Below are 26,232 nucleotides of genomic sequence, written 5' to 3' on the forward strand. Positions count from 1 at the left end.
TCAAACAAATATATGTATTAAATATTGAGGAGTATTTAAAAAAACGAAATACAATTTTATAGATAAAATGCATAATAATACGTTGTAATTGAGATAAATAGTTTATACTTATAGGTAGAAATATACGTCGTTTTTTAACTATAAATTTTTAAAATGAGTGAACCAAATTCTTCATTTTCTATCAAAGAATGGAGTGAGAATGATCGTCCAAGAGAAAAATTAATCGCTAAAGGGAAAAATACATTAACAGATGCCGAATTAATAGCTATACTTATTGGTTCAGGAAATCGAAATGAAAGTGCCGTCACCTTGAGCAAACGAATACTTGCTAGCGTCGATCATAAAATAGATGCCTTGAGCAAGCTTTCAGTAAAACAGTTAATGGGCTTTAAAGGTATTGGTGAAGCAAAAGCAATAGCGATTGTAGCAGGATTGGAGTTGGGTAGAAGAAGGCGAGAAGAAGATAGTTTGATTGTGCCAAAAATTACTAGTAGTAAAGATGCTTTTAATGTTTTTTACCCAATGCTTGGAGATCTTGATCATGAAGAGTTTTGGGTATTGTTTCTAAATAATGCTAAAAAGGTAATCCAAAAAAAGCAGATTAGTCTTGGTGGGAAAACTAGTACAGTTGTAGACCCTCGAATTATTTTTAGATCTGCATTAGAATGTGGCGCTACTTCAATTATCTTAGGACATAATCATCCTGGTGGATCAATAGATCCAAGTCTATCGGATAAAAATATAACTCAAAAACTAAAACAAGCAGGTTTTAGTTTAGATATTATTGTTTTGGATCACCTTATTATTACCGAAAAGAATTATTTTAGCTTTGCAGACGAATCAATCTTATAAATATAGGCTGACTATAAATAAAAATTTGATTTAAATATTTAGAGTACAGCCGTAATTTAAAACCTCAATAATTCTTAATTTGTAATTAGAACTATGTTACTAATTCATGTACAAAAAGTTACACCAAGAGTTTCTTATACATTTAAACAAATCTGTAAACGAATTTTGGGGTTAGAAGTAAATTTGACCTCTAAAATAGAAACATTTATTGCGCACGACGGCCCTAAATTTTCATACGGAAAAAAGCCCTTAAGCAAAGAACTATATTTCCAAAGCGTTGATTTACTCTTTGAACATGGATTAAACGATACAGAGATACAAGTATTCGACTGGGAAAACACAAAATGCTTTTTTGAGATAAAGCACGCTAGTTCAGCATTGCCTTTTGATATTTTTGCTGCAACTTTTTATTTATTGACACGTTATGAGGAGTATTTACCACATGTAAAAGATGAGTATGGCCGTTTCCCAGCAGTAGAGAGTATTGCCTATACTCATGATTTTTTACAAGAACCAGTCATAGATATATGGGCATATAAATTCAAAGATGTTCTTTTAGAAAAATATCCCGAGCTTCAATTTGTAGATAAAAAGTTTGCAGTAATACCCGTTATTTCTGTGGATCAAACTTTTGCTTATAAAAATAAAGGAGTTTTAAGATCTATTGGAGGAGGGATTAGAGATTTATGGAATTTAAAATTTGATCAGTTTACCGATAGAATAAGAGTGAATCTGGGTATGAAAAAAGACCCTTATAATACATTTGATTTCATAATTGATCTGCAAAAACTGAAAAAAAGGAAAGCAAAGGTGTTGTTTGGATTGGGGGATTATTCGAAATACGAAAAAAATATTGGATATAATAATCCGCGACACCAATCCATAATCAAGCATATTGCAGACTATATAGATGTAGGCCTTAAGGTCTCGTATGATGCTATTAGTAATGCATCTGTATTAAATAAAGAAAAGCAACGCATTGAAAGTATTCTAAATAGAAGATTGTTATACTCGCTATGTTCTTTTTTTAAATTAAAATTACCAGAGGCGTATCGCAATTTCATTGAATTAGAAATACAAGAAGATTATTCTATGGGATATGCCGGATTTTCTGGTTTTAGAGCTGGTACATGCACGCCATTTATGTTTTATGATCTTGATTATGAGGTGCAAACCCCTTTGATTGTGTATTCTTTTTGTTTTACTAGCCTGACTGACGATGATGGTTCGAAAAATGAAGGATCGATAAGAAAAGAAATAATATCATACATAGAAAAAATAAAAAAAGTTAAAGGAGCTTTTATTCCTATCTTTAGTAATGTTACTTTTAGTGAATTAGAAGATCAGTCATATTGGAAATCAATACTAGAATTTATCTGGAATATAGATGATGAATAATATAATCAAACACATTTTTTTTGACCTGGATCATACGCTTTGGGACTTTGACAAAAATTCTTCATTGGCTTTTGAGATGCTTTTTGAGAAGTTTAATGTAAATCTTCAAATAGATGATTTTATAGAGAAATATCAACCTATTAATATGAAGTACTGGAAGCTTTATAGAGAAGAAAGAGTAAGTAAAAAGCATTTAAGAAGAAATAGACTTATTGAAGCTTTCACAGCTTTTGGTATCGAATTTCATATAGATACAATAGACACTATGTCTGATGACTATATTGATTTTTTACCGCTCAATAATTATCTCATAGACGGTACCAAAGAGCTGTTAGAGTATCTAAAGCCAAAATATGAAATGCATATCATAACAAATGGTTTCAAAGAAGTACAGAACAATAAGTTGGCTAGCTCAGGGATAAAACATTATTTCAAAACCATAACTAATAGTGAAGAGGTTGGAGTAAAAAAACCTAATCCATTTATTTTTGAACATGCTATAAGGGTATCAGGTGCAGATATTACCAATAGTGTTATGATTGGAGATAATTATGAAGCCGATATTTTAGGCGCCCAAGCTTTTGGCTTAAAAACCATATGTTTTAATTATCATAAAGAAAAACTACCAAAGCAGAATATTCAGGTTTCGGAACTTAAACAAATAAAAAAACTTCTATAGTTAGTCGGTACAACCTATCTGAAGATGCACGATGTAATTTGAAATGTGCAAAATAATTTCTTAGATAATTTAATAATTATCCAGATTATTATCATCTTGCAATCAGTTTAATAATATACCTTGTAATTTTAATGTAAAGAATATGCAGCGTTTTTTGTTTTTTGTAATTTTTATAATGTGTGGTGTGAATATATATTCACAAAAAAGTGTAAATGACTATAAGTATGTTGTAGTTCCTGAAAGATTTGGTTTTTTTAATGATAAAGATGCATATCAGTTGAACTCAATGACAAAGTTCTTATTCAATAAATATGGATTTAATGCATTGATGAATACTGATGAATTTCCAGAGGATCTTAAGGATAATGGTTGTAAAAAATTGTTGGCCGACGTTGTAAAAGGTAATGGGCTTTTTGTAACCAAATTAGCGATCCAGCTAACCGATTGTAATGGAATTGTTGTTTATACTTCGCCAGAAGGGACTAGTAGAGAAAAGGAATATAGAAAAGGGTTTCAAGAAGCGCTTAGAAATGCATTTAAAAACGTAGCCAGGCTTAATTATAAATATAATGAGGCAAATGAAACGAGTGAGGATGTAAAAAGCGTGCCATCAGATAAAAAACCGGAAACTTCAAAAGAGAAGAAACCTGAAGTTGTAGTGCCATCAGAGAATACACTCGATTTTACTTGGAATAACAAAACATATGTGTTTAAAAAGCAAGAATACGGTTATGAACTTTTGTCTAAGCAAGAAGAGACTCTGCTTTCTGAGGGGAAGATATATAAAATGAGCAAAGATAACAGCTATTTGGTTGATGCTAATGATTTAAGTGGCGCTGGATATTTTGACGGGTATGGAAATTTTATTCTTGAAAGAATTAACCCAGCAACGAATAAACTAATTACCGATACATTAGCTAGGCAGTAATCAAACTTTGATAGACTTCTTCTATAATTAATAATTAATTATAGAAAGTTATATAAGGACCTAGTAATTGTATTTATCACCCCATCGCGATTTTAGAAAAGTTCTAAATGAATTTTCGCGTTGATTATCACCGGGTTCATATAGTTTAGTGTTCTTAATCTCTTCTGGAAGAAATTCTTGATGGGCAAAGTTGCCTTTATAATCATGCGAATATTTATAATCTTCGCCATAACCGAGTTCCTTCATCAGTTTTGTTGGTGCATTTCTAATATGTAAAGGGATAGATAAATCACCAGTTTGTTTGACTAATTGTTGTGCCTTATTTATAGCCATATAAGAAGCATTACTTTTTGCAGAAGTAGCGAGATAAACAGCACATTGGCTTAATATTATTCTAGCTTCTGGATAACCAATGGTGTTCACTGCCTGAAACGTATTATTAGCCATGATCAGGGCTGTGGGATTTGCATTTCCAATATCTTCAGAAGCAAGTATGATCATTCTTCGAGCAATAAATTTAAGATCTTCTCCTCCCTCAATCATGCGAGCTAACCAATATACCGATGCATTTGGATCACTACCCCGTACAGATTTAATGAATGCAGAAATGATATCATAATGTTGTTCTCCAGTCTTGTCATATCTAACTGTATTTTGTTGTACAAGCTTAAGTACGAGGTCATTGGTAATTACAACCGGATCTTGATCTTGACTCATAACAATTAACTCAAAAATATTAAGTAATTTTCGGGCATCTCCACCACTAAGTCTTAGTAATGATTCAGTTTCTTTTAATTCTATCTTTTTTGTTTTTAGAAACTCATCTTCTAACATAGCTCTATTTAGCAATGCTTCTAATTCTTCCTTCCCAAAGGGATTCAGAACGTATACCTGGCAACGGGATAAGAGTGCGGGAATCACTTCAAAGCTGGGGTTTTCTGTTGTAGCTCCAACAAGGGTAATCCAACCTTTCTCTACAGCACCTAGTAAAGAATCTTGCTGAGATTTACTAAATCGATGAATTTCATCAATAAATAAGATAGGATTTTTAGCAGTAAATAACCCTCCACTATTTTTAGCCTTATCTATAACTTCTCTCACTTCTTTTACTCCACTATTGATTGCGCTTAATGTATAAAAAGGTCTTTGAGATTCTGTTGCAATAATATTTGCCAACGTAGTTTTTCCTACTCCGGGTGGTCCCCATAATATTAAAGAAGGAATGATTCCTTTTTTTATTTGCTGTGTTAGAGAACCATCATCTCCGATCAAATGTTCTTGGCTAAGATATGCTGATAATGATTTTGGACGTATTCGTTCTGCTAAAGGTTGATTTGTATTCATAATAACAAAGTTACAAAGCTTTATAAAATTTGAAATGAGAAAATGAATATATAAAGTCTTAATACTCTTAATCCGTAATAAAGACTGCCAATTTATCTGGTATTGGCATTTTGGACTTTTTTTTGATATCTTCTTCATATAATGAAAGGAAGAAATGATCATTTTAAGTTTAGTACTGGGGTAATAGGGTATCCTTTATTATTTGTACTACTCATCTGGATTGTATATTGGTTTGAAGTTCGGTTTGGCTTTGATTTTAATCATTTTGGCGTATATCCTAGATCTATTGTGGGATTACGCGGTGTCCTATTATCACCATTTATTCATTCAGATATTTCACATTTATGGCATAATACCCTGCCATTACTTATTTTATCTGCAGCTCTTTTCTATTTTTATCGCCCCAATGCCTGGAAAGTGTTGTTTATTGGCGTTTTTGTTACCGGAGTTTGCACTTGGTTGCTTGGCCGTCCTGCTAATCATATCGGTGCGAGTGGTGTAGTATATATGCTTTTTGGTTTTCTTTTTTTTAAAGGTATAATTGCAAAACATTTTCGGCTAACGGCATTATCTTTTGTTGTCGTTTTTATATACGGAAGTATGATTTGGTATATTCTGCCAATTGATCCCAAAATCTCTTGGGAAGGACATTTGTCGGGTTTGTTAACGGGTTCGGTGCTTGCATTTCTTATCAAAAGAGGAGTGGCCAAACCAATATTATATACATGGGAATCGCCAGAGTATAAACCAGAAGAAGATGAGTTTTTAAAGCACTTTGATGAAAATGGTAATTTTATAGAGCAATTGCCAGAAGAAGAACAGGTTGATGAAGAAATAAAAATAGTATATCAGTATAAGCCTGATAGTACTGATCAGAATAAGACAGAAGAAGAGCGTTAATTATAATCGTTGTCTTATCACTTCATATAAAAATACACCACAAGCAACAGATACGTTTAGCGAGCCAATCTCTCCATACAGTGGTAATTTTGCCAGATGATCTACCAATTTTAAAACCGAACTTGATATGCCTTTACCTTCACTACCCATAATGATTGCTGTAGGATTTTTTAGATTTATGTCATAAATAGAACCAGAAGCTTTTTCTGTAGCGGCTATGACGTTTATACCAGAACCTTGCAAATAAAACATGGCATCTTTGATGTGGTCTACTTTACAAATTGGTATTTTGAATACTGCCCCGGCAGATGTTTTAACGGTATCCGCACTTACTGGTGCTCCTCCCTTTTTTTGTATAATGATACCATGCACACCTGTACATTCTGCAGTTCTGATAATAGCTCCAAAATTGCGAACATCTGATAGTTGATCTAAGATTAAGAACAATGGAGTTTCTCCAGATTCTATAACTTGCATTACAAGGTTTTCAAGATCGTAAAAGTCAATAGGGGAGGCATAGGCAACTACACCCTGGTGGTTTTTTCGAGTAAGTCGGTTTAATTTTTCTATTGGAACGTATGAGAATGAAATGTTTTCCTTTTTCAATACACTCATAAGTTCTCTGGCAAGGTCGCCCTGTAATCCTTTTTGGACAAAAAGCTTGTCTATTGTTTTGCCTGCAGATATCGCCTCAATAACTGCTCTAATACCAAATATTTGGGATTCATTTTTCATAATATTCTTTTAATAAAAAATCACCTCCGTTAAGAGGTGATTTTTAAATTATTTGTGATCAATAATAATTATTGAGATAGTACCATTGTAAATGTTCCACCACAACAAGTAAGCGTTATTGGTAACGTTATTGTTTTAGGAGTAACACATGGAACAGCAAGACCACCAGCTCCAGCAAGGTCACCAAAATCAGAAGCAAATCCAATTATTGAAGCAGGGAAGGCTAAACCTTCTCCGCCAGTAAGACCACCAAAAGAAGGATCTATATCAACAGTTAAATCACCTCCACCGGCAAATCCAACAGAACCACCAACGATAGTAATTTGATTATCACCAGGGCCAGCGATTACCTCTCTTGTAGGGTCTGGATCGGTTAATCCTAGTGCCGTTGCAAGACCATTAGATGCTACATTGTAAGTACCTACAACATCATCAATTGGGAAAGCAGGACATGCTATAGTAAACTGGAATAAGTATGCTTGTCTATACCCAGCTTCGTTTCTAAGCTCATCAATGAAATCACCTGTCAACTCATAAGTCTGGGGATCATCATCATCAAGGTCATCAAATCCTAAAGCTACATTTTGATCATATGTATTACCGTCATCACCTGTTACAGAGGCAACGAAGAAAAAAGTATCTCCAAAAGTTACATCAGCTGCAGTAAGACCAAGTGGTGTAAAAAGATCTGAAGATGAGAAACTAATATCAGCAGGGAAATTAGTAAATGATGCTAAAGCAACTGTGTCTGTTTGAGTGCCGCCTAGATTAGCAGCAATTCTTAAGTCATAAGATGCTATATTGTTATTGGCATCTAATACTCTGAAACTAAATGATACATCATTTACATCGTCAACACCTACAATAGGAATTGGAGTCTCATCAAATCGTGCAAACGGAGCGCTTTTAGTTATAGAATTGCCTATAAAGTCTTTATCTTCATCCTCGCAAGATACTACCAAGATAATAGATAATAATAGCGCGAAATAGGCTAAATATTTATTTGTTATTTTCATCTTTCTTATTTTTTTATTAATCTAAATTATCAGGGTTTGTGTCCCAGAATGTTCTAACATCAATTGTTTTTTGATTGATATTAGAGTTAGCATTTACCTCTGCAGCAGGGTACAAGAAAGTTCTTGGGAAAAGACCAGGTACTTGTACATGAGTTTCTAAATCACTTGGGAAACTAGTTCTTCTGTAATTGTTCCAAGCTTCATACCCATTACCCCATAATGCAAGGTAATATTCTTTGATGATAACATCTAATCTTTCATTATCAGTAGTTGCAGCATCATAAAGAGCTAATGCTTCAGTTACATATGCATCTACATCAGCAGTTGTAGCTGCAAAAGCAGGATTAACCTGACTAGGTGCAAAGTTTAATACTTTGTCCATAGATCCTCTAATACCTTCTTCTAATAAAGTTCTTGGATCACCTGTAGTACCACTCATCAAAGCAGATTCTGCCGTCATGAATTTAGTATAAAACGATAGCATGAAAGGATAGATTCCTGCTCCACCAGCTCCAGCTCCCGCAGAAACAGATGTAAAATCATCGGCATCAAACTTACCACCGATAGGATATAAACCATAAGTAGCTCTTTCTATACCATCATTAGGCACACCAAGATTATCACCATGATCTCTACCAATATAACCATCGCCTATATAACAAAAGTTAAACCCAGGCAGACCTTCACATGGTAAATCATCACCAGTTGGATCATCATCTGTTTGTCTGTAGAAATAATAACGCAATCTTGGATCCGGAGTTCCTGACTTACCATCTTTAAATTGAGTCATATAATAGTTGTTCATGTAATCTCCGGCACCATCATTATCATAAGTAACAGCATAATAAGGGTGTCTACTATCTGTAGGACTTAATACTGTAGAGTATTGGAATTGAAAATCTTCTGAAGGATCATCAATTATTCCTGCAGCAAGAAGTGCATTAATCTCAGCAGAGAAATCTCCTATTCGACGCATTTGTAGATACATTTTGAACTTTAAGGTTCTAGCTAATGTTAACCATTTTGCTCTACGCATGTCAACACTACCAGGAAAGAAAAGTTCATCGTCTGGCATAATTGATTCTGGAGTACTGATATTAGCGATTGCCTCATCAAGAAGTAGTAACATGGCGTTGTAAATGTCCTGACCACTATCAACTCTTGGGCTAGGGAAATCAGTAGCATTTAAAGCTTCTGTGAATGGAACATCTCCCCAAGTGTCTACAAGAGTTACATAAGTATAGGCTTTTAATATTTTCGCCACACCGGCAACACCTAATATTCCTCTTTCTTCTGCAATCGGTAATAAAGTCTCTATATCTTTTAGAGTTTCTCTATAAAAAGATTGCCAAAGGTTTCTGTTTATATTTCCAGAAGTTAATGAGAATGGACCTGCATAAGGACCAAATAAATGTTGCATTCTCATAGTTTCTGAAGCCCTAACATTAAGTCCGTCTTCGTTTCCTTCGTTGAAGGCAAAGGCATTCGCAAATTGCAATGCAGCATTGTTTAGAAGCAAACTTGGATCAGCACTTTCTGGTACTTCTCTACTTGGATCATTTAATTGTTCCAGATCGGTTGTCTCACAACTTGTGACAATTGTAATAAGTAGCAGTGAAGCTAATATTACATTGAGTCTATTTTTTACTGTTTTCATTTCTAATTTTTTAATATTTTAAAAAGAAGCTTTTAAGCTAAACCCATATTTCTTAGATGATGGTGCAGTCTGGAAATCCAAACCTAAACCATTTCCTACTCCAGTACTAATTACTTCTGGGTCGAAGTTTGTACCATCTGGTACATTAGGAGCCCAATACCATAGATTTTGACCTAAAACACTAAATGAAAGTGAACCAAATGGTGTATTGTCTAAGAACTTCTTTGGTAAACTGTAAGTCAATGAAACTTCTCTCAATCTCCATACAGAACCATCATAGATTCCTTGTTCAGCTGGGTCAATTAAGTTTAAGAAATATACTTCATTTGCTCCCAATTGAATATTATTTGGGATTTTATTTCCTTGAGCATCTAATAGTGGTGTTCCTGTTCCAGGATCAGCCAAAACTCCAGGAATAACGAAAGTTCCTTCTCTGTCTTCTGTATCTGTAGTAACCCCTCTTCTTAATAAGTTGTTTATCGTATTAGATGAGAAATCACCACCATGTGTATACTCTACTTGTGCCATAAGGCTAAACCCTTTGTAAGAGAATGTGTTGATAGAAGTTGCTCTCCAGTCTGGGTTTGGATCACCAATGATTTCATCATCTAATCCTAAATCCGTACTTGCAATAATAGTTCCATCGTTTGGATCAATAATTAAGTTACCTTCATTATCTCTTACCGCAAAACTACCTCTAAGTACTCCTAAAGGCTCTCCTTCAATTGCGTAGTTACCTAAGTTAGAAAAACCAGCGATAAATACATCATCACCTCCAGGCAAGTCTACTACAGTACTTTCGGCAGCTGTAAAGTTGAAGTTAGATACCCACTGGAATCCATCATCAGAACTTTTGAATGGAGTTACTGATAAATCAACCTCAATACCTTCAGTTTCAATTTTACCAGCGTTGATAAATTGGAAAGTATTACCTGTAGATGGTCCTAATGTCTTTTGTAGAATTTGATCTTTAGAGTCTCTTTGGTATACACTTAATTCAAGATTTACTCTGTTGTTGAATAAATTAGTTTCAACACCAGCTTCAAGCTCTCTGTGTAATTCTGCTTTTAAGTCAGGATTTGGAGCCGTATTCAAGTTAGAGTTAGTATTTATAATACTACCTGATCCAGTTGTAAATTGAGAAGTTGCAATGTTAATAGCAGCTCTCGTATTATACGCTCCAGGGAAACCTGCAGAAGTACCATATCCAAATCGAACTTTCATGAAGTTTAAGATATCAGATTTAAATCCAGGTATTGCAGTTGTTGGTACAAAAGCAACCGATGCACTTGGGTAAAATAGCGAACGATTGTCTTGCTCTATAGTAGAAGACCAGTCATTACGAGCAGCAAGTGTTAAATATAATGAGCTGTCATAATCAAATTCTAACTGTCCATATAATCCAATAGTATTCTCTTTTACTATTTGACTTAATCTACTTCCAAAAGGATCTATATTACTCTGAGTTTGGTAGTTTGTATGATCAATGAAATCAAATACTAACTGTCCAGTACTAAATACACCAAACTTTTCAAAAGTTTCAGCATTAGAGTTAAATCCTAAAGTACCATTCAATCCTAACTTTTCAGTTAGAGATACACTTTTAATGTTGAATAATAAACTGTGATCCCAAATAGTATTTGTTGCAGATGTTGTTTTTAGGAAACCATTTTGCGCTTCTAAACGACCAACACCACCTTTATTAACGTAAAACTCTTGTTCTTCAACATAAGTATCCAAACCAACTCTGTACGTTAATGAATAGTTATCATTGAAATCATAAGTAGTACTTAAGTTATTATAGAAACGATTAACATTAATTGTTTCTTTTGCATTTTCTGCTAACCAACGAGGGTTATTTTGATCAGTTCTATAATATACATTTGCTCCTGTAACAGGATCTTGAAATGGTAATCCATTAAGATCTAAGTTTCTTGGGATAAATAATGTTCTTGTAAATAAAGAAAAGTTTCCTGTACCATTATTAGCCGAAACTGGAGGAGTAGTAAATTCACTTGTTGCAAAGTTGAAAGCACCTGCTACCGTAAACTTGTTGCTTAATTTTGCAGAACCACCAAGACCAAAATTAGTTCTAGTAATATTATTACCTGGTACATAACCATCTTCATCAGTATGTCCAAAATTAATATTGTAAGATACGTTTTCAGAGCTTTTATTTGCGTTTAATGAAGTTGTATAACCAAAACCTTGTCTAAAGAAATCTTTTACGTTATCTTCAAATGGTCGGTATTGAACAGTTTGTCCCTGAAATTCAGGGAATACATTTGCAAAACGAGCTTGATCGTAATGTGCAGGAACAGTGATGTTTCTATCAAATCTGTCTCCCCAGTTACCTACGAAAGCAACGTTTGCAGATTGATTTGCCCCTTGCCCATATGTGTTTTGATAATCAGGTAAACCAGCAATTTCGTTTACAAATACAGATTGGTTAAATGTAACTTCGAAACCTTTGTTTACTAAAGCTGTTGATCCAGTTTTTGTAGTAATTAGGATTACCCCGTTTCTACCTGCATCTCCATATAGTACAGTTGCACTTAAACCTTTAAGTACACTTACATTAGTAATACTGTTAGGGTCGATGTCTAAAAATCTACTTGATGCAGACACAGAACCGTTACCCGTTGTAACATTACTTTCAGCATTAGTACTAGTGTTAAAAGGAATACCGTTTACCACAAAAAGAGGTTGGTTATCACCTGTAATAGATACATTACCTCTAATTCGGATGTTAGTACCACTACCTGCAACACCACCTGATTGTACCACGTTTACACCGGATACTTTACCTGTTAATACTCTACCTATATCAGCTTCAGGTCTGCTCTCAATAGCATCATTTTTAAGTGTACTAACGGCATATCCAAGAGATTTCTTTTGTCTTGATATACCTTGCGCTGTTACTACAACTTCTTCTAGTTCAGAAGCAGAAGCTTCTAATTGAATGTTGATACTGTCATCATCAGCAACAACAACTTCTTTTGTTGTAAAACCTACATAACTATAGGTAAGCACAGCACCTCTATTAACATTAATGGTATAGTTACCATCAAAATCGGTCTGTGTACCTGTAGCAGTACCTTTTACAACGATGTTTACTCCGGGTAATGGAAGTCCGCTATTGTCGGATACATTACCAGAGATCGTTTTTTCTTGTGCAAACGATAGTTGCACTACAAACGCCAGAATTAGCGTTAGAATTCCACTAAACTTTGTTCTCATTTTATAGATTTATTTGAATTAGCCAATGCCAAAAATGATAATAAAATCTTAATAAACCAATTTTTTAGTATTAAAATTTAAATTATGCTTTACGTTGTATGCATAGTAAATAGGAGAGTTTAGTTAAAAGAAATGAATATGTTGAAATGAAACTTATGAATTGTTTTGTACTTGATGTTATATCTTTATATGTAGTACTTGGATCTTTTTTTTGAGTTAATGTTTTTGAAATTCAATAGATTATCTGTAATTGTTGTTTCTAATGAATGAAAAAAAGGCTTCTTAATATTTTAAGAAGCCTTTGATTTAATTCAAATTATGTTTCTGGTTTTATCTTTGAAGAAGTACTGGCCATTCGCTGCCTCCAGATCTTGTTAAGATAACGGTTCCTTGGTCTCCTTTAGAGTTACCAAATTCTATAGTCATGTCTGATCCTGATGTAGCTGTAATGGTGTATACATATGAAAACTCATCTTCTTTATCGGTGTCGACCTCAACAGTTTCAATTTTTCCTTCTGCGACTAAATTGGTGCAGTCCCATGTGACAAGGATGTGATCGAATGTAATTGCAGAAAACACATCAACATAACAAGCGTCAAATTGCCCGAAGCTTATATCTGAAGTAGAATATTCTCCTGGAGTATTGGTATCTTCCCAGGTTACCTCGCCGGTTAATGGGCCTGCCGGGCAATTACTCGTTCCTCCTGGAGCTGATACCAATGATGTGATTTGATAAGTGTACGTTCCTGCTAAACTCTCAGTGATAGCACACCCAATAGTGGTTCTGTATGTATAGGGGGAAGAAAAATAAGATCCTCCTGATACATTACCGCTTGCATCATCAACAGAAAAAGATCTTCCGTCTGTAAGTTTAAGTACAAATCTTAATGCGAAATCATCTTTTCCTTGAATTTTGCTTTCATCAACTCCGGTAAAAGAAACTAATTCCTCTGCGGTAAAATTAATTGTAGAAATAGGAACTCCTCTATCTCCGGGTTCAAAATCACTCGCGGTAAGTGTTCTTATTAAACCTTCTTCTGTAGAAAGATCATCATCATTTTCATCAACTACAAGATCTCCATTGGTATCTATTCTTGTGTTTTCTACAAAACGAGCATAAATTTCTACTTCACTTAATAGATCTCCATTACTAGCATCTTGTTCTTCAATAATTAATGTATAATCAGAGTCAGCTTCAAAAGATGTTGTTATATCGTTATAGATAAGTTTATTATCGATATCTATGGTTCTTAATATAGCTCCATTAGTCACTCCATCTAGTACTTGATCTACAGTTTTGTCATCACCACTACAGCCAAGTAAAAAAATGGAAGCTAATAATGTGCTATAGTATTTAAATATTTTTTTCATGTTCTTTAATTTTTTGTTTTAAACTACCAAGTTTTAAATATAGCTAACCATTAATTCGCGATTGGAAATGCTGGTGAGTCGGGATTGTTATCCCAAAAAACTTTTTGATTCACATCGGGTTTAGGATCAACTGATGAGTTGTTGGTGGTTAAATCTGCTGGATACGGAAAAGATCGTATGAAATTTCCAGTTGCAGGAAATGGCTCTATGTTTGGTTGTAATGTAGTTGGAAAACCGGTTCTTCTATAAAAATTATAAGCATCGATTCCATTACCGAATAATGCTATCCAATATTGTTCTGCAATAACATCCATTTTATCATCCATAGTTACGGCGGCATCAAAAATAGCTAGGCGATCCGCAATAAAAGAGTTAATGGCTGTTCCATCAGGTTCAAAGCTTAAGTCGCCAGATGGATCAAGAGCGCCAAATGTTCCTACTTTAGCAATTGATTTAGTTAATCCATTGCTTAATGAAGTTCTTGCTGCTGTTGTATTCATTTCTTCCATAGCTACTTCAGCAATCATAAAATCTACCCATGAAGATAGTAATACGGGTGTGATTCCTGCTCCCTGGGCACCATCTCCTTGAGATGTACCTTCAAAACTACTATCGTCAAAACGACCAGCAGCTGGGTACACTCCAAATGTTGTTCTTAAAAATCCATCTGGTGGGATCCCATCATCATCACCATGATCTCTACCCCAATATCCTTTATTTAGGTAGCAGAATGTAAATCCACCATCTATATAATGTTGTGGAGGGCTTTCTAAAGAACAGTTTAGCGTTTCTTCGTTAGGAGCAGCCTCGGCACCTGGTACTACGTTACTTTGTCTGTAGTAATAGTATCTGATTCTTGGATCGTCAGATTCAGACATTAAATTCATTAACCAATTAGACATGTATTCGTCGGCTCCATCAGCTTCATAGTTATTCGCGTATCTTGGATGACGATTATCCGGCTGAATTGCATTGGTTCCCCAAGAAAATTGGAAATCTTCACTTGAATTTTGAATATAATTACCGTCGGTTACAATCTCATTAAATCTATTAATTGCTTCGCTGTCAACTAATCTTCTTTGTAAATAGATTTTCATCTTAAGGGTATTCGCTGCTTTGATCCATTTATCCCAATCCTTATTATAGAATAGATCAAGGTTTGGTTCTGCAGATGAATCCTTGTCAAAATTGATTATGGCATCATCTAGTAGTGATAAGGCGGCTTCATAAATAGATGCTCCGTCATCAACTGATGGATTTAAGTTGCTGCTCCCTTGTAATGCTTCGCTATATGGTACATCTCCAAAAAAGTCGACCAATGTTACAATAATATAGGCTTCTAATACTTGCGACATGGCAAGATGTTGGTATAATTCTTCTTCTAATGTAAGAGGTTCTAATGCTCTCACATCGGCAAGAATACCACTGAAAGTTTGATTATGTAGATTTTGATCTTCAAAAACTTCACCTGTGGATTGATATGACCCACTCCAAACATCGTTAAAATCGGTTGGTGCATATACATTCTGATAATCTCTACCATTCATATTGTCTATACGGACAACTTGTGCTGCAATTGCTCCAAATCGTTCAACCGTTTTTCCAAAATCAACCTGAATTGAATTTAAGAATAAATCAGGATCCGATTGGTCACGACTTAACTGGTTTGGGTTATCTGAAAGGTCTAATTCTGTGGTTTCGCATGATGTTAATAGCAATCCTAGACAAAGGAGTGTTATCATGGAAACTTTATATGATATTGATTTTATTATTTTCATGATTTAATTTTTTTTTAGAATGAAGCTTTAATACTTAAACCATATCTTCTTGAGCTAGGTCCATTTAAGAAGTCGAATCCACGACCGTTACCTACACCAAGTCCTGCAACATTAGGATCAAAGTTTGTTCCGTCAGGAATATTGAAAGCGTCGAACCATAAATTATATCCCGTTAGGTTCATGCTTACAGATCCAAAAGGAGTTTTGTCTAAGAATTTTGATGGTAAACTGTATCCTAATGATAATTCTTGAAGTCTTAACACTGTACCGTCAAATACGCCTAATTCATCTGGGCCAAATAATACATTTGAGAAATAAAACGTAGAATTGTTTATTTGGATGTTGTTTTGAGAACCATCGTCACGTACTCCAGGAAGTATAAAACTGTTTTCACGATCTACGGTATCTGTTGTGAGACCACGACCTAATAATGTAGAAACTGTTCTTGAATAGATGTCTCCTCCTTTTACAAAAGTAAATAGGAAACTTAAGTTGAAATTTTTATAAGAAAATGAATTGTTGATGTTTAATAGGTAATCTGGATTGGGGTCGCCTATTATAAACGTTCCTTCTTCTTCTCTGAAGTTTCCGGCATCATTAATTATTGCATTTCCATTTGCGTCTCTTTGTATGCGACTTCCGACAATAACACCTAAAGGTTCTCCTTCGATTGCTGCGTTACCTAAATTTGAAAATCCTGAATATACTATGATGTCGGTATCAGCACCTAAGTCTTCAACAATAGTTTCATTAGTTGTGAAATTAATATTGGCATTCCATAGGAATCCATTTTGTTCTGGTGACTTTAGTATATCTGCACCCAGATCAAGTTCAAATCCATCACTCTTTATTTCTCCAATATTTTCGTTTCTAATAGCAAAACCTGTAGAAGGGTCTAGTGGTCGGTCAATGATTAGATCTTCGGTAATACGGCTATAATAAGAAACGTTTAAACTTATTCTGTTTCTGAAAAAACGCGATTCGATACCAAACTCTATTTCATTTAAACGTTCTGGTTTCAGATCGGGGTTTTCTTGTCTGGTTGGAATAGAATTTGTTACAATGTCTAATCCAGTGTCAGAGTTTTGAAAATACTGTGTGTCAAGATCTAAAGTTGCAGCAACTGGAAATCCTGTTGGGAAATTGGCAGAAGTACCATAACCAGCTCTTATTTTTAGATAGTTGATGCCATTTTCAGACTTAATGCCAGAAAAAGCTGTCGATGGAAGAAAAGATACACTTGCACTTGGGTAGAATATAGATCGATTATCAACTGTTAAGTTGGATACCCAGTCATTTCTTCCTGCTAAGGTTAAATAAAGCATTCTTTTATAGTCAAAATCTGCTTGACCATAAACACCAACGATGTTTCTCTCTTGCTTAAATTCAATTTCGTTTTGATTAAGGAAGTTAACGTGTCTAAATACATCAAATTCTACCTGACTACTACTTGCAACTCCATTACGTTCAAAGATTTCTCTTCGGGTAGTTGCTCCTAGGTTGAATGTCATTCCGATTTCATCTGTTAATGTGTAATCTCCATTAATGATAAAGTTGTGATCAAAAATAGTATTGATATTTGTCCAGGTTTGATACACACCACTACGAAGAGCTGCGTCATCACTTACCCCTCCTTTGTTTTGTTGATTGGTGTTTGCTTCAGTGTAATTATCTAGACCAAATCGATACACTAAATTAAGATTTTCGTTAAGGTCGTATTGCAATGTTCCGTTACCAAATACACGATTCGTTTTTTGTCTGTTCTGAGCATTGTTAACTGTCCATAGTGGATGCTGTATACTGTTATTTTGTCGATAGTATACACTAGATCCATTAATTGGATTTTGAAAGGGTAACCCAATTAGATCCACGCTACGCGGAGTGAAAAATAGCTCTCCAAATACAGAAGATCCAGTACCAAAAGCTCCATTACCTCTACTTGCAGATACAGGTGGAGTTCTAAAATCAGTTCTAGAATAGTTTAATGTATTAGAGATTGTAATTTTGTTAGTTAGCGTAGCTCTTCCTCCAAAACCTAATGTGTTTCTTCGTAATTTATTTCCTGGAGTAAATCCTTCATCCTCAAGATAACTGTAATTTGCATTGTAGCTTAATGTGTTATCTGGAGTTGTTCCTTTGAAGTTAATAGCTGTACTAGCTACAGTTCCTGTTCTAAAGAAGTCTTCTACACTATCATAAGGTCTCCAGTCATAGCGGGTACCGGCAAACTCCGGAAACGCAGCTGGAATCCCTGTTGCAGCAGCAGCAGTACTGTATGGATGAGCTAAAGTACCATCTGCATTGAATCCTCTGTTGGGATCTGAATTTATACCATTACCCCATCCGGCAACACCTTCTTCGTCAAAACTTGGTCCCCAGTTACTAAAGAACCATCCAAAGGCTTGGTCAAAACCATTACCATATTGATTTTGATAATCAGGCAAAGATGCAATCTCATTAAAGAAGAATGAAGAAGTAATAGTTACTTCATTTTTTTTAATTGCATTTCCGGCCGAACCATTTTTAGTAGTAATTAATATTACTCCATTACGTCCCGCAGTTCCGTATAAGGTGGCAGCGGCAAGACCTTTTAAAACGTTAACGCTTTCAATACTGTTTGGGTCAAGATCCAAAAATCTACTCGATCCCGAGTTTCCGTCAATAAAGTCATTTTGACTATTTCCGTCATTTGAACCTTGTGAATTAGTATCGCTGCTAAAAGGAACGCCGTCAACAATAAATAAGGGTTGGTTACTTCCGCTAAAAGAACTGAGACCTCGAATTACAATATTGGTACCGGATCCCGATAGACCGTTTTGTTGTGTGATGTTTACACCCGAAGCTTTCCCGAATAAAACCCGACCTATGTCACCTTCTGCTCTTTGCTCTAGTTGGTCGTCTTTAACTTCGGCTACTGCGTATCCCAGGGCTTGCTTTTCGCGTTTAATACCTTGTGCAGTAACAATTACTTCTTCTAATTCGGAAGTAGCTGCTGACAATTGAATGTTAATAGTGTTGCTCGGACCTACAACTGTCTCCTTATTGGTAAAGCCTAAAAAGCTATACGTTAGGATACTTCCTTCAGAAGCTTCGATGGAATAATTTCCGTCAAAATCAGACTGAGTTCCTGAGCTTGTTCCTTTAATAATGATGTTAACACCCGGAAGAGGTGAGCCATCATCGTCTGTTATTTTACCAGTTATGGTTTTTTCTTGCGCAAAAGAAATGTGCGCAACTAATGCCATGAACAGCATTAGAATCTGCTTAGTTAGTGATTTCATGTATTTTAATTATTAGAATTAGCCAGGCATAAAATTGTGGAAAAGAAATAACTATTTTATGGTTTTTTTGATTAATTTAACTTAATTACCTGCAAATGATTAGTTAAATTAACATAATTTAACAATTGTAATTAAATCTGCACAAGAAGTGATTTTTGTTTCTTTTTCCTGAAAAAATCTCATCCTGATCTCAGGGTTTTCTCTGGTAATTCTTTGGTTTTTCTTAAGAATTTTTTGTTTTAGGCAATGTGTTTTTGGGTTTAATTGAATGGTTTTTTAGATAATTTTTGTGCTTCAGTGAATTAGTTGGAGATTTGATTTTATGTTTGGATTCTTGTTATTCGACTTTATTTTCAACTTATTTGAAAATTAATCTCTTAGGATTTGATTTGCTGAAAAATATTTCTACCTTTGCAGCCCTTTAAAAAGGGATATTATAAAATATATTAATAATAGTGTAAAGCAAATTATGCCAACAATTTCACAATTAGTAAGAAAAGGTAGAGCCAAAATAACTAAGAAGAGTAAATCGGCTGCTTTGGATTCGTGCCCGCAACGCCGCGGTGTTTGTACGCGTGTTTATACTACTACTCCTAAGAAACCAAACTCTGCGATGCGTAAAGTAGCGCGTGTTAGGTTGACTAATGGTAAAGAAGTAAATGCGTACATCGGTGGTGAAGGACACAATCTTCAAGAGCACTCGATAGTATTAGTTAGAGGTGGAAGGGTAAAAGATTTACCAGGAGTTAGATATCATATCGTTCGTGGAGCTTTAGACACCGCTGGTGTTGAAGGTAGAACACAGCGTAGATCTAAGTATGGTGCAAAACGCCCTAAGAAGTAATTAAAAAACTTTAAGAAGAAGACATGAGAAAAAGAAAGGCTAAAAAAAGACCTATTTTGCCAGATCCACGTTTTAACGATCAATTAGTGACTCGTTTTGTAAATATGATGATGTGGGATGGTAAAAAGTCAACTGCTTTTAGAATTTTTTACGATGCAATAGATATCGTAGATGAGAAAAAACAAAACGATGAGAAAACTGCACTAGAAATGTGGAAAGATGCACTTTCTAATGTAATGCCTCACGTAGAAGTAAGAAGCCGTAGAGTAGGTGGAGCTACTTTTCAGATTCCTAATCCAATCAGACCAGACCGTAAAATATCTACTGCTATGAAGTGGTTGATTCAATTTGCGCGTAAAAGAAATGAGAAATCTATGGCTCAGAAACTTGCTGCAGAAATAATTGCTGCAGAAAAAGAAGAAGGAGCTGCTGTTAAGAAAAGAGTAGATACTCATAAAATGGCTGAAGCAAATAAAGCATTCTCACACTTTAGATTTTAATCAATAACAGAAATGGCTAGAGATTTAAAATATACTAGAAACATAGGAATTGCTGCGCATATCGACGCAGGGAAAACTACAACGACTGAGCGTATACTATATTATACAGGTGTTAGTCATAAAATAGGTGAGGTGCATGATGGTGCAGCTACTATGGATTGGATGGAGCAAGAGCAGGAGCGTGGTATCACGATCACATCTGCTGCTACAACATGTACATGGAACTTCCCTACAGAAAATGGTAAACCAACTGCTGATGCAAAAGGATATCATTTTAATATTATTGATACTCCAGGTCACGTTGACTTTACAGTTGAGGTAAACCGTTCTTTAAGAGTATTAGACGGGTTAGTGTTCTTGTTTAGTGCTGTTGATGGTGTTGAACCACAATCAGAAACTAACTGGAGACTTGCTGATAATTACAAAGTTCCAAGAATGGGATTTGTAAATAAAATGGACCGTCAGGGATCTAATTTCTTGGCAGTGTGTAATCAGGTTAAAGAAATGTTAGGTTCTAATGCAGTGCCTATCGTATTAAATATTGGTGACGAAGCTGATTTTAAAGGTATTGTTGATCTTGTAAAAAACCGTGCTATTGTATGGCATGATGAAACTCAAGGAGCTACCTTTGATGTTATTGATATTCCTGAAGATCTTAAAGCAGAGGCTAAAGAACTTCGTGGTAAACTTATTGAAGAGGTTGCTGCGTATGATGAAAACCTTCTTGAGAAGTATATGGAAGATGAGGATTCAATTACTGAAGACGAAGTGCACGCTGCACTTAGAGCTGCTGTAATGGATATGTCTATTATACCAATGGTATGCGGATCTGCTTTCAAAAATAAAGGAGTGCAGTTCTTATTAGATGCTGTATGCCGTTACTTACCTTCTCCTACAGATAAGGATGCAATTGTAGGTACTGATCCTAACACAGACGAAGAGATTTCTCGTAAGCCTGATGTTAAGGAGCCATTTTCTGCATTAGCATTTAAAATTGCTACAGATCCATTTGTAGGTCGTTTAGCATTCTTCCGTGCATATTCAGGAAGATTAGATGCAGGTTCTTATGTGTTGAATAACCGTTCTGGAAAGAAAGAACGTATTTCACGTATTTACCAAATGCATTCTAACAAACAAAATGCAATCGATTATATAGAAGCTGGAGATATTGGTGCAGCTGTAGGTTTTAAAGATATTAAAACTGGAGACACATTATCTGATGAGAAACATCCTATTGTTTTAGAATCGATGGATTTCCCTGATCCGGTGATTGGTATCGCTGTAGAGCCAAAAACTAAAGCTGATGTAGATAAGTTAGGTATGGCTTTAGCTAAATTGGCTGAAGAAGATCCTACATTTACTGTAAGAACAGATGAGGCTTCAGGTCAGACTATTATTTCTGGTATGGGAGAGCTTCACTTAGATATTATTGTTGATCGTTTAAAGCGTGAATTCAAAGTAGAAGTAAACCAAGGTCAGCCTCAGGTTGAGTACAAGGAAGCTATTACTGCTCGTGCAGATCATAGAGAGGTGTATAAGAAGCAGTCTGGTGGTCGTGGTAAATTCGCAGATATTGTATTTACTATGGAGCCTGCTGAAGAAGGTAAAACCGGACTTGAGTTTGTTTCTGAGATTAAAGGTGGTAACGTTCCTAAAGAATTTGTTCCTTCTGTTGAGAAAGGATTTAAAATGGCTATGAAGAATGGACCTTTAGCAGGATACGAAATGGATTCTATGAAAGTTACGCTTACAGATGGATCTTACCATGACGTAGATTCTGATCAGTTATCATTCGAATTGGCTGCTAAGCTAGGTTACAAAGCTGCTGCTAAAGCCGCAAGAGCTGTAATCATGGAGCCAATCATGAAACTAGAGGTATTAACTCCAGAAGAAAACATGGGTGATATCGTAGGTGATTTAAATAGACGTAGAGGTCAGGTTAATGACATGAGTGACCGTTCAGGATCAAAAGTTGTTAGAGCAATTGTTCCTCTTTCAGAAATGTTTGGATATGTAACATCATTAAGAACATTGTCATCTGGTAGAGCAACCTCTACAATGGAATTTTCTCACTATGCTGAGACTCCTTCTAATATTTCAGAAGAAGTAATTGCAGCTGCAAAAGGAGTTAACGCTTAATTATTACAGAAATGAGTCAAAAAATTAGAATAAAACTAAAATCTTACGATCATAATTTAGTAGATAAATCTGCTGAGAAAATCGTTAAGACGGTAAAGAGTACAGGTGCTGTAGTAACTGGGCCAATTCCTTTGCCAACACATAAGAAGATTTTTACTGTGCTTCGTTCTCCGCACGTAAACAAAAAATCCAGAGAGCAATTCCAATTAAGTTCTTATAAAAGACTTTTGGATATCTATAGCTCTTCTTCAAAAACGATTGATGCGTTGATGAAGTTGGAATTACCAAGTGGAGTTGAAGTTGAGATCAAAGTATAATTAGCTTCAGGTTTTGTTCAGTGATCCAAAAGATCACTGAGCAAAGTCGAAGTGACATGTCCCAAGCTGCGTGCAAGGGAAAAACGGCAAAAAATACATTTCAGGGTTGAACGTATTTTAGCCCTGTTTTTTTGCAAAAATCAAAAGAGAATACTAATTAATAATTAATAAATATGTCTGGGTTAATAGGAAAAAAGATCGGTATGACCAGCATCTTCGACGAGAATGGAAAGAACATTCCATGTACTGTGATCGAAGCTGGGCCATGCGTGGTTACCCAAGTCAGAACTGAAGAAGTTGACGGTTATGAAGCTGTTCAGCTAGGTTTCGATGACAAAGCAGACAAAAATGCTACTAAAGCGGCTCTAGGGCACTTTAAGAAAGCAGGAACTGTTGCTAAACGTAAAGTTGTCGAATTCAAAGGTTTTGATGAGGAGTACAAATTAGGAGATACGGTAACTGTTGAGCATTTTACTGAAGGAGAATTTGTTGACGTTTCAGCAACTTCAAAAGGTAAAGGTTTTCAAGGGGTTGTAAAAAGACACAATTTTGGTGGTGTTGGACAAGCAACTCATGGTCAGCATAACCGTTTAAGAGCTCCTGGTTCGATAGGTGCTGCATCTTATCCTGCAAGAGTTTTCAAAGGAATGAAAATGGCAGGAAGAATGGGTGGAGAAAAAGTAAAAGTTCAAAACTTAAGAGTGTTAAAAGTAGTTCCGGAAAAGAACTTACTTGTTGTTAAAGGATGTGTTCCTGGACATAAAAACGCTTATGTAACGATTCAGAAGTAATGAAAGTAGCGGTAATTGATATAAACGGAAAAGAAACAGGAAGAAAGGCAGACCTTTCAGACGCTGTTTTCGGTATTGAGCCTAATGATCATGCGGTATACTTAGATGTAAAGCAGTACTTGGCTAATCAACGTCAAGGAACTCACAAAGCTAAGGAGCGTGCAGAGATTGTTGGTAGTACCAGAAAGATCAAGAAGCAAAAAGGAACAGGTACGGCCAGAGCAGGTAGTATCAAGTCTCCAATTTTTAAAGGAGGAGGAAGAGTTTTTGGTCCTAGACCACGTAACTACTCTTTTAAATTAAATAAGAACTTAAAGAGATTAGCACGTAAATCTGCGTTAAGTATTAAAGCAAATGACAAAGCAATTACGGTTGTAGAGGACTTTACTTTTGATACTATAAAAACGAAGAATTTTACTGCAGTTTTAAAGTCATTAGGACTTGAAAACAAAAAATCTTTGTTTGTGTTGGCTGAGTCAAATAAAAATGTATATTTGTCGTCACGCAATTTTAAAGGTTCAGAAGTTATAACTGCTTCAGAATTAAGTACTTATAAAATACTTAATGCAAATAGTGTTATACTTTTGGAAGGTTCTTTGAAAGGAATTGAAATGAATTTAAGTAAATAAGAAGCCATGAGTATCTTAATAAAACCTATTATTACGGAAAAGGCTACTGCTGATAGTGAGGTGTTTAACCGCTATGGTTTTGTAGTTGATAAGAAAGCGAATAAGGTAGAGATCAAAAAAGCAGTTGAAGCTGCTTATGGTGTATCTGTTACTAAAGTTCGTACAATAAATGTTCGCCCAGATCGCAAAACTCGTTATACAAAAACGGGAATGATCACTGGTAAAACAAGTGCTTATAAAAAAGCAATTGTACAGGTGGCGGAAGGTGATGTAATTGATTTATATAGTAATCTTTAAGACTAAAAAATGTCAGTAAGAAAATTAAAACCAATTACCCCAGGTCAGCGTTTTAGAGTAGTTAATGGGTTTGACGCCATTACTACTGATAAGCCGGAAAAAAGCCTATTGGCTCCGAAAAAGAGATCTGGAGGTAGAAACAGTCAAGGAAAAATGACCATGCGCTATAAAGGTGGTGGTCATAAGAGAAGGTATCGTATTATTGATTTTAAACGTGATAAGCAGGGGGTTCCTGCTACCGTTGCAACAATAGAATACGATCCAAACAGAACTGCATTTATAGCGCTTGTAAATTACCAAGATGGTGAAAAGCGTTATGTTATCGCTCAAAATGGTTTACAAGTTGGTCAAAATATCGTTTCTGGTAGCGGTGTCGCTCCAGAAATTGGTAATGCTATGCCGCTTAGTGATATTCCATTAGGAACTATTATTTCTTGTATCGAATTAAGACCAGGTCAAGGTGCTGTTATGGCGCGTAGTGCTGGATCTTTTGCTCAGCTTATGGCTAGAGATGGTAAATTTGCTACGGTAAAATTACCTTCTGGAGAAGTTAGAATGATACTAGTTAACTGTATGGCTACCATTGGAGCTATATCTAACAGTGATCACCAGTTGATCGTTGGAGGTAAAGCGGGTAGAACAAGATGGCTAGGTCGTCGTCCACGTACAAGACCAGTAGCGATGAACCCTGTTGATCATCCAATGGGTGGTGGTGAAGGACGTTCTTCTGGAGGTCACCCACGTTCTAGAAAAGGTCTTCCTGCAAAAGGATTTAGAACCCGTTCTAAGACGAAAGCGAGTAATAAGTATATTGTAGAACGTAGAAAGAAATAATAAGATATGGCACGTTCATTAAAAAAAGGACCTTACGTTCACTATAAGTTAGAGAAAAAAGTAGCTGCAAATGTAGAAGCTAATAAAAAGTCTGTGATTAAGACTTGGTCTAGAGCATCTATGATTACTCCTGACTTTGTAGGGCAAACAATCGCAGTTCATAATGGTCGCCAATTCGTACCGGTATATGTTACCGAGAATATGGTAGGTCATAAATTAGGAGAATTTTCGCCAACACGTTCATTTAGAGGACACGCTGGTGCTAAAAATAAAGGTAAAAAATAATTTAAGTCATGGGAGTTCGTAAAAGAGAAATGGCAGAAAGAATTAAGGAAGAGAAAAAGCAAATTGCTTTTGCTAAACTTAATAACTGTCCTACGTCACCTCGTAAAATGCGTTTAGTTGCAGATTTAGTTCGTGGTGAGAAAGTTGAAAAAGCGCTTCAGATTCTTAGATTTAATCCTAAAGAAGCATCGCGTCGTTTAGAAAAGTTATTGCTTTCTGCAATTGCTAACTGGCAGGCGAAAAATGAAGACGCTAGCATCGAAGATGCAGATCTTTTTGTAAAAGAGATTCGTGTAGATGGAGGAAGTATGTTAAAAAGACTTCGTCCTGCTCCACAGGGTCGTGCACACAGAATAAGAAAACGCTCTAATCACGTTACTATAGTGGTTGCAGCAAAAAATAATACACAAAGCTAAT

At 35.4% G+C, this 26,232-nt stretch carries 23 protein-coding genes; 15 read left to right on the top strand and 8 right to left on the bottom strand.

From position 1 onward, the window contains the following. Window positions 1–153: 153 nt before the first annotated feature. From radC to JJQ60_RS16440, 4 genes are all read left to right on the top strand, one after another. Complete coding sequence (gene radC / locus JJQ60_RS16425) at window positions 154–852, top strand: RadC family protein (RefSeq protein ID WP_201922803.1); 699 nt, start codon at window positions 154–156, stop codon at window positions 850–852. Window positions 853–945: 93 nt separating this feature from the next. Beyond that, window positions 946–2,250 (top strand): polysaccharide deacetylase family protein, encoded by a 1,305-nt coding sequence (locus tag JJQ60_RS16430; protein WP_201922806.1) that lies wholly within the window; start codon window positions 946–948, stop codon window positions 2,248–2,250. Continuing rightward, entirely contained in the window at window positions 2,240–2,929 is a 690-nt protein-coding gene (locus JJQ60_RS16435) for a YjjG family noncanonical pyrimidine nucleotidase (protein WP_201922808.1), read from the top strand. Before JJQ60_RS16430 ends, JJQ60_RS16435 begins: the two co-directional genes overlap by 11 nt. A 184-nt stretch (window positions 2,930–3,113) precedes the next feature. Next, complete coding sequence (locus JJQ60_RS16440; protein ID WP_201922812.1) at window positions 3,114–3,857, top strand: hypothetical protein; 744 nt, start codon at window positions 3,114–3,116, stop codon at window positions 3,855–3,857. A 60-nt stretch (window positions 3,858–3,917) separates the two neighbouring features. Here the strand turns inward: JJQ60_RS16440 and JJQ60_RS16445 are convergent, their stop codons facing one another. Beyond that, window positions 3,918–5,201 (bottom strand): replication-associated recombination protein A, encoded by a 1,284-nt coding sequence (locus JJQ60_RS16445; protein ID WP_201922815.1) that lies wholly within the window; start codon window positions 5,199–5,201, stop codon window positions 3,918–3,920. 141 nt (window positions 5,202–5,342) lie between these two features. On the opposite strand from JJQ60_RS16445, the gene JJQ60_RS16450 reads away from it, so the two are divergent. Continuing rightward, window positions 5,343–6,101 carry a rhomboid family intramembrane serine protease gene (locus tag JJQ60_RS16450; protein ID WP_201922817.1) on the top strand — a complete coding sequence of 253 codons (759 nt, stop codon included), beginning with the start codon at window positions 5,343–5,345 and terminating at the stop codon, window positions 6,099–6,101. Here the strand turns inward: JJQ60_RS16450 and rlmB are convergent, their stop codons facing one another. The 7 genes from rlmB to JJQ60_RS16485 form a co-directional block, all read right to left on the bottom strand. After that, window positions 6,102–6,836 carry a 23S rRNA (guanosine(2251)-2'-O)-methyltransferase RlmB gene (rlmB, locus tag JJQ60_RS16455; protein WP_201922820.1) on the bottom strand — a complete coding sequence of 245 codons (735 nt, stop codon included), beginning with the start codon at window positions 6,834–6,836 and terminating at the stop codon, window positions 6,102–6,104. A 68-nt stretch (window positions 6,837–6,904) separates the two neighbouring features. Continuing rightward, window positions 6,905–7,852, bottom strand: coding sequence for a hypothetical protein (locus tag JJQ60_RS16460; RefSeq protein ID WP_201922823.1), 948 nt, complete (start codon window positions 7,850–7,852; stop codon window positions 6,905–6,907). Window positions 7,853–7,868: 16 nt separating this feature from the next. Further along, entirely contained in the window at window positions 7,869–9,509 is a 1,641-nt protein-coding gene (locus JJQ60_RS16465; RefSeq protein WP_201922826.1) for a SusD/RagB family nutrient-binding outer membrane lipoprotein, read from the bottom strand. 18 nt (window positions 9,510–9,527) lie between these two features. Continuing rightward, complete coding sequence (locus tag JJQ60_RS16470) at window positions 9,528–12,749, bottom strand: SusC/RagA family TonB-linked outer membrane protein (protein ID WP_201922828.1); 3,222 nt, start codon at window positions 12,747–12,749, stop codon at window positions 9,528–9,530. A gap of 330 nt (window positions 12,750–13,079) precedes the next feature. Continuing rightward, a complete protein-coding gene (locus JJQ60_RS16475; protein WP_201922830.1) occupies window positions 13,080–14,120 on the bottom strand; it encodes a hypothetical protein in 1,041 nt (346 codons plus the stop codon). Window positions 14,121–14,170: 50 nt separating this feature from the next. After that, on the bottom strand, window positions 14,171–15,898 hold the full coding sequence (locus JJQ60_RS16480; RefSeq protein ID WP_201922833.1) for a SusD/RagB family nutrient-binding outer membrane lipoprotein: 1,728 nt from the start codon (window positions 15,896–15,898) through the stop codon (window positions 14,171–14,173). A gap of 14 nt (window positions 15,899–15,912) precedes the next feature. Further along, the gene (locus tag JJQ60_RS16485; RefSeq protein ID WP_201922836.1) at window positions 15,913–19,179 is read right to left on the bottom strand and encodes a SusC/RagA family TonB-linked outer membrane protein; all 3,267 of its coding nucleotides are present in this window, start codon (window positions 19,177–19,179) and stop codon (window positions 15,913–15,915) included. A 469-nt stretch (window positions 19,180–19,648) separates the two neighbouring features. Here JJQ60_RS16485 and rpsL point away from each other — a divergent pair, with 469 nt between their 5' ends. The 10 genes from rpsL (at window position 19,649) to rplV (ending at window position 26,231) form a co-directional block, all read left to right on the top strand. Next, entirely contained in the window at window positions 19,649–20,023 is a 375-nt protein-coding gene (gene rpsL / locus JJQ60_RS16490) for a 30S ribosomal protein S12 (protein ID WP_024770883.1), read from the top strand. Between the two features lie 23 nt (window positions 20,024–20,046). Next, on the top strand, window positions 20,047–20,523 hold the full coding sequence (rpsG, locus tag JJQ60_RS16495) for a 30S ribosomal protein S7 (RefSeq protein ID WP_201922837.1): 477 nt from the start codon (window positions 20,047–20,049) through the stop codon (window positions 20,521–20,523). A 12-nt stretch (window positions 20,524–20,535) separates the two neighbouring features. Beyond that, window positions 20,536–22,662 (top strand): elongation factor G, encoded by a 2,127-nt coding sequence (fusA, locus tag JJQ60_RS16500; protein ID WP_201922841.1) that lies wholly within the window; start codon window positions 20,536–20,538, stop codon window positions 22,660–22,662. 11 nt (window positions 22,663–22,673) lie between these two features. After that, window positions 22,674–22,979 (top strand): 30S ribosomal protein S10, encoded by a 306-nt coding sequence (gene rpsJ / locus JJQ60_RS16505; protein WP_010181931.1) that lies wholly within the window; start codon window positions 22,674–22,676, stop codon window positions 22,977–22,979. A 173-nt stretch (window positions 22,980–23,152) separates the two neighbouring features. After that, entirely contained in the window at window positions 23,153–23,770 is a 618-nt protein-coding gene (gene rplC, locus JJQ60_RS16510) for a 50S ribosomal protein L3 (protein ID WP_201922844.1), read from the top strand. Continuing rightward, window positions 23,770–24,399, top strand: coding sequence for a 50S ribosomal protein L4 (gene rplD, locus JJQ60_RS16515; protein WP_201922847.1), 630 nt, complete (start codon window positions 23,770–23,772; stop codon window positions 24,397–24,399). Before rplC ends, rplD begins: the two co-directional genes overlap by 1 nt. A 6-nt stretch (window positions 24,400–24,405) precedes the next feature. Next, window positions 24,406–24,696, top strand: a complete 291-nt coding sequence (gene rplW, locus JJQ60_RS16520) for a 50S ribosomal protein L23 (protein ID WP_201922850.1) — start codon at window positions 24,406–24,408, stop codon at window positions 24,694–24,696. Between the two features lie 9 nt (window positions 24,697–24,705). Then, entirely contained in the window at window positions 24,706–25,530 is an 825-nt protein-coding gene (gene rplB / locus JJQ60_RS16525) for a 50S ribosomal protein L2 (RefSeq protein WP_201922854.1), read from the top strand. Window positions 25,531–25,536: 6 nt separating this feature from the next. After that, complete coding sequence (gene rpsS / locus JJQ60_RS16530; RefSeq protein ID WP_019386271.1) at window positions 25,537–25,815, top strand: 30S ribosomal protein S19; 279 nt, start codon at window positions 25,537–25,539, stop codon at window positions 25,813–25,815. 8 nt (window positions 25,816–25,823) lie between these two features. Further along, window positions 25,824–26,231: a 50S ribosomal protein L22 gene (rplV, locus tag JJQ60_RS16535; RefSeq protein WP_201922866.1), complete on the top strand. Its 408-nt coding sequence runs from the start codon at window positions 25,824–25,826 to the stop codon at window positions 26,229–26,231. Window position 26,232: the final 1 nt, after the last annotated feature.

Source organism: Aquimarina mytili (genome assembly GCF_016735115.1).
Classification (GTDB): Bacteria; Bacteroidota; Bacteroidia; order Flavobacteriales; family Flavobacteriaceae; genus Aquimarina; species Aquimarina mytili.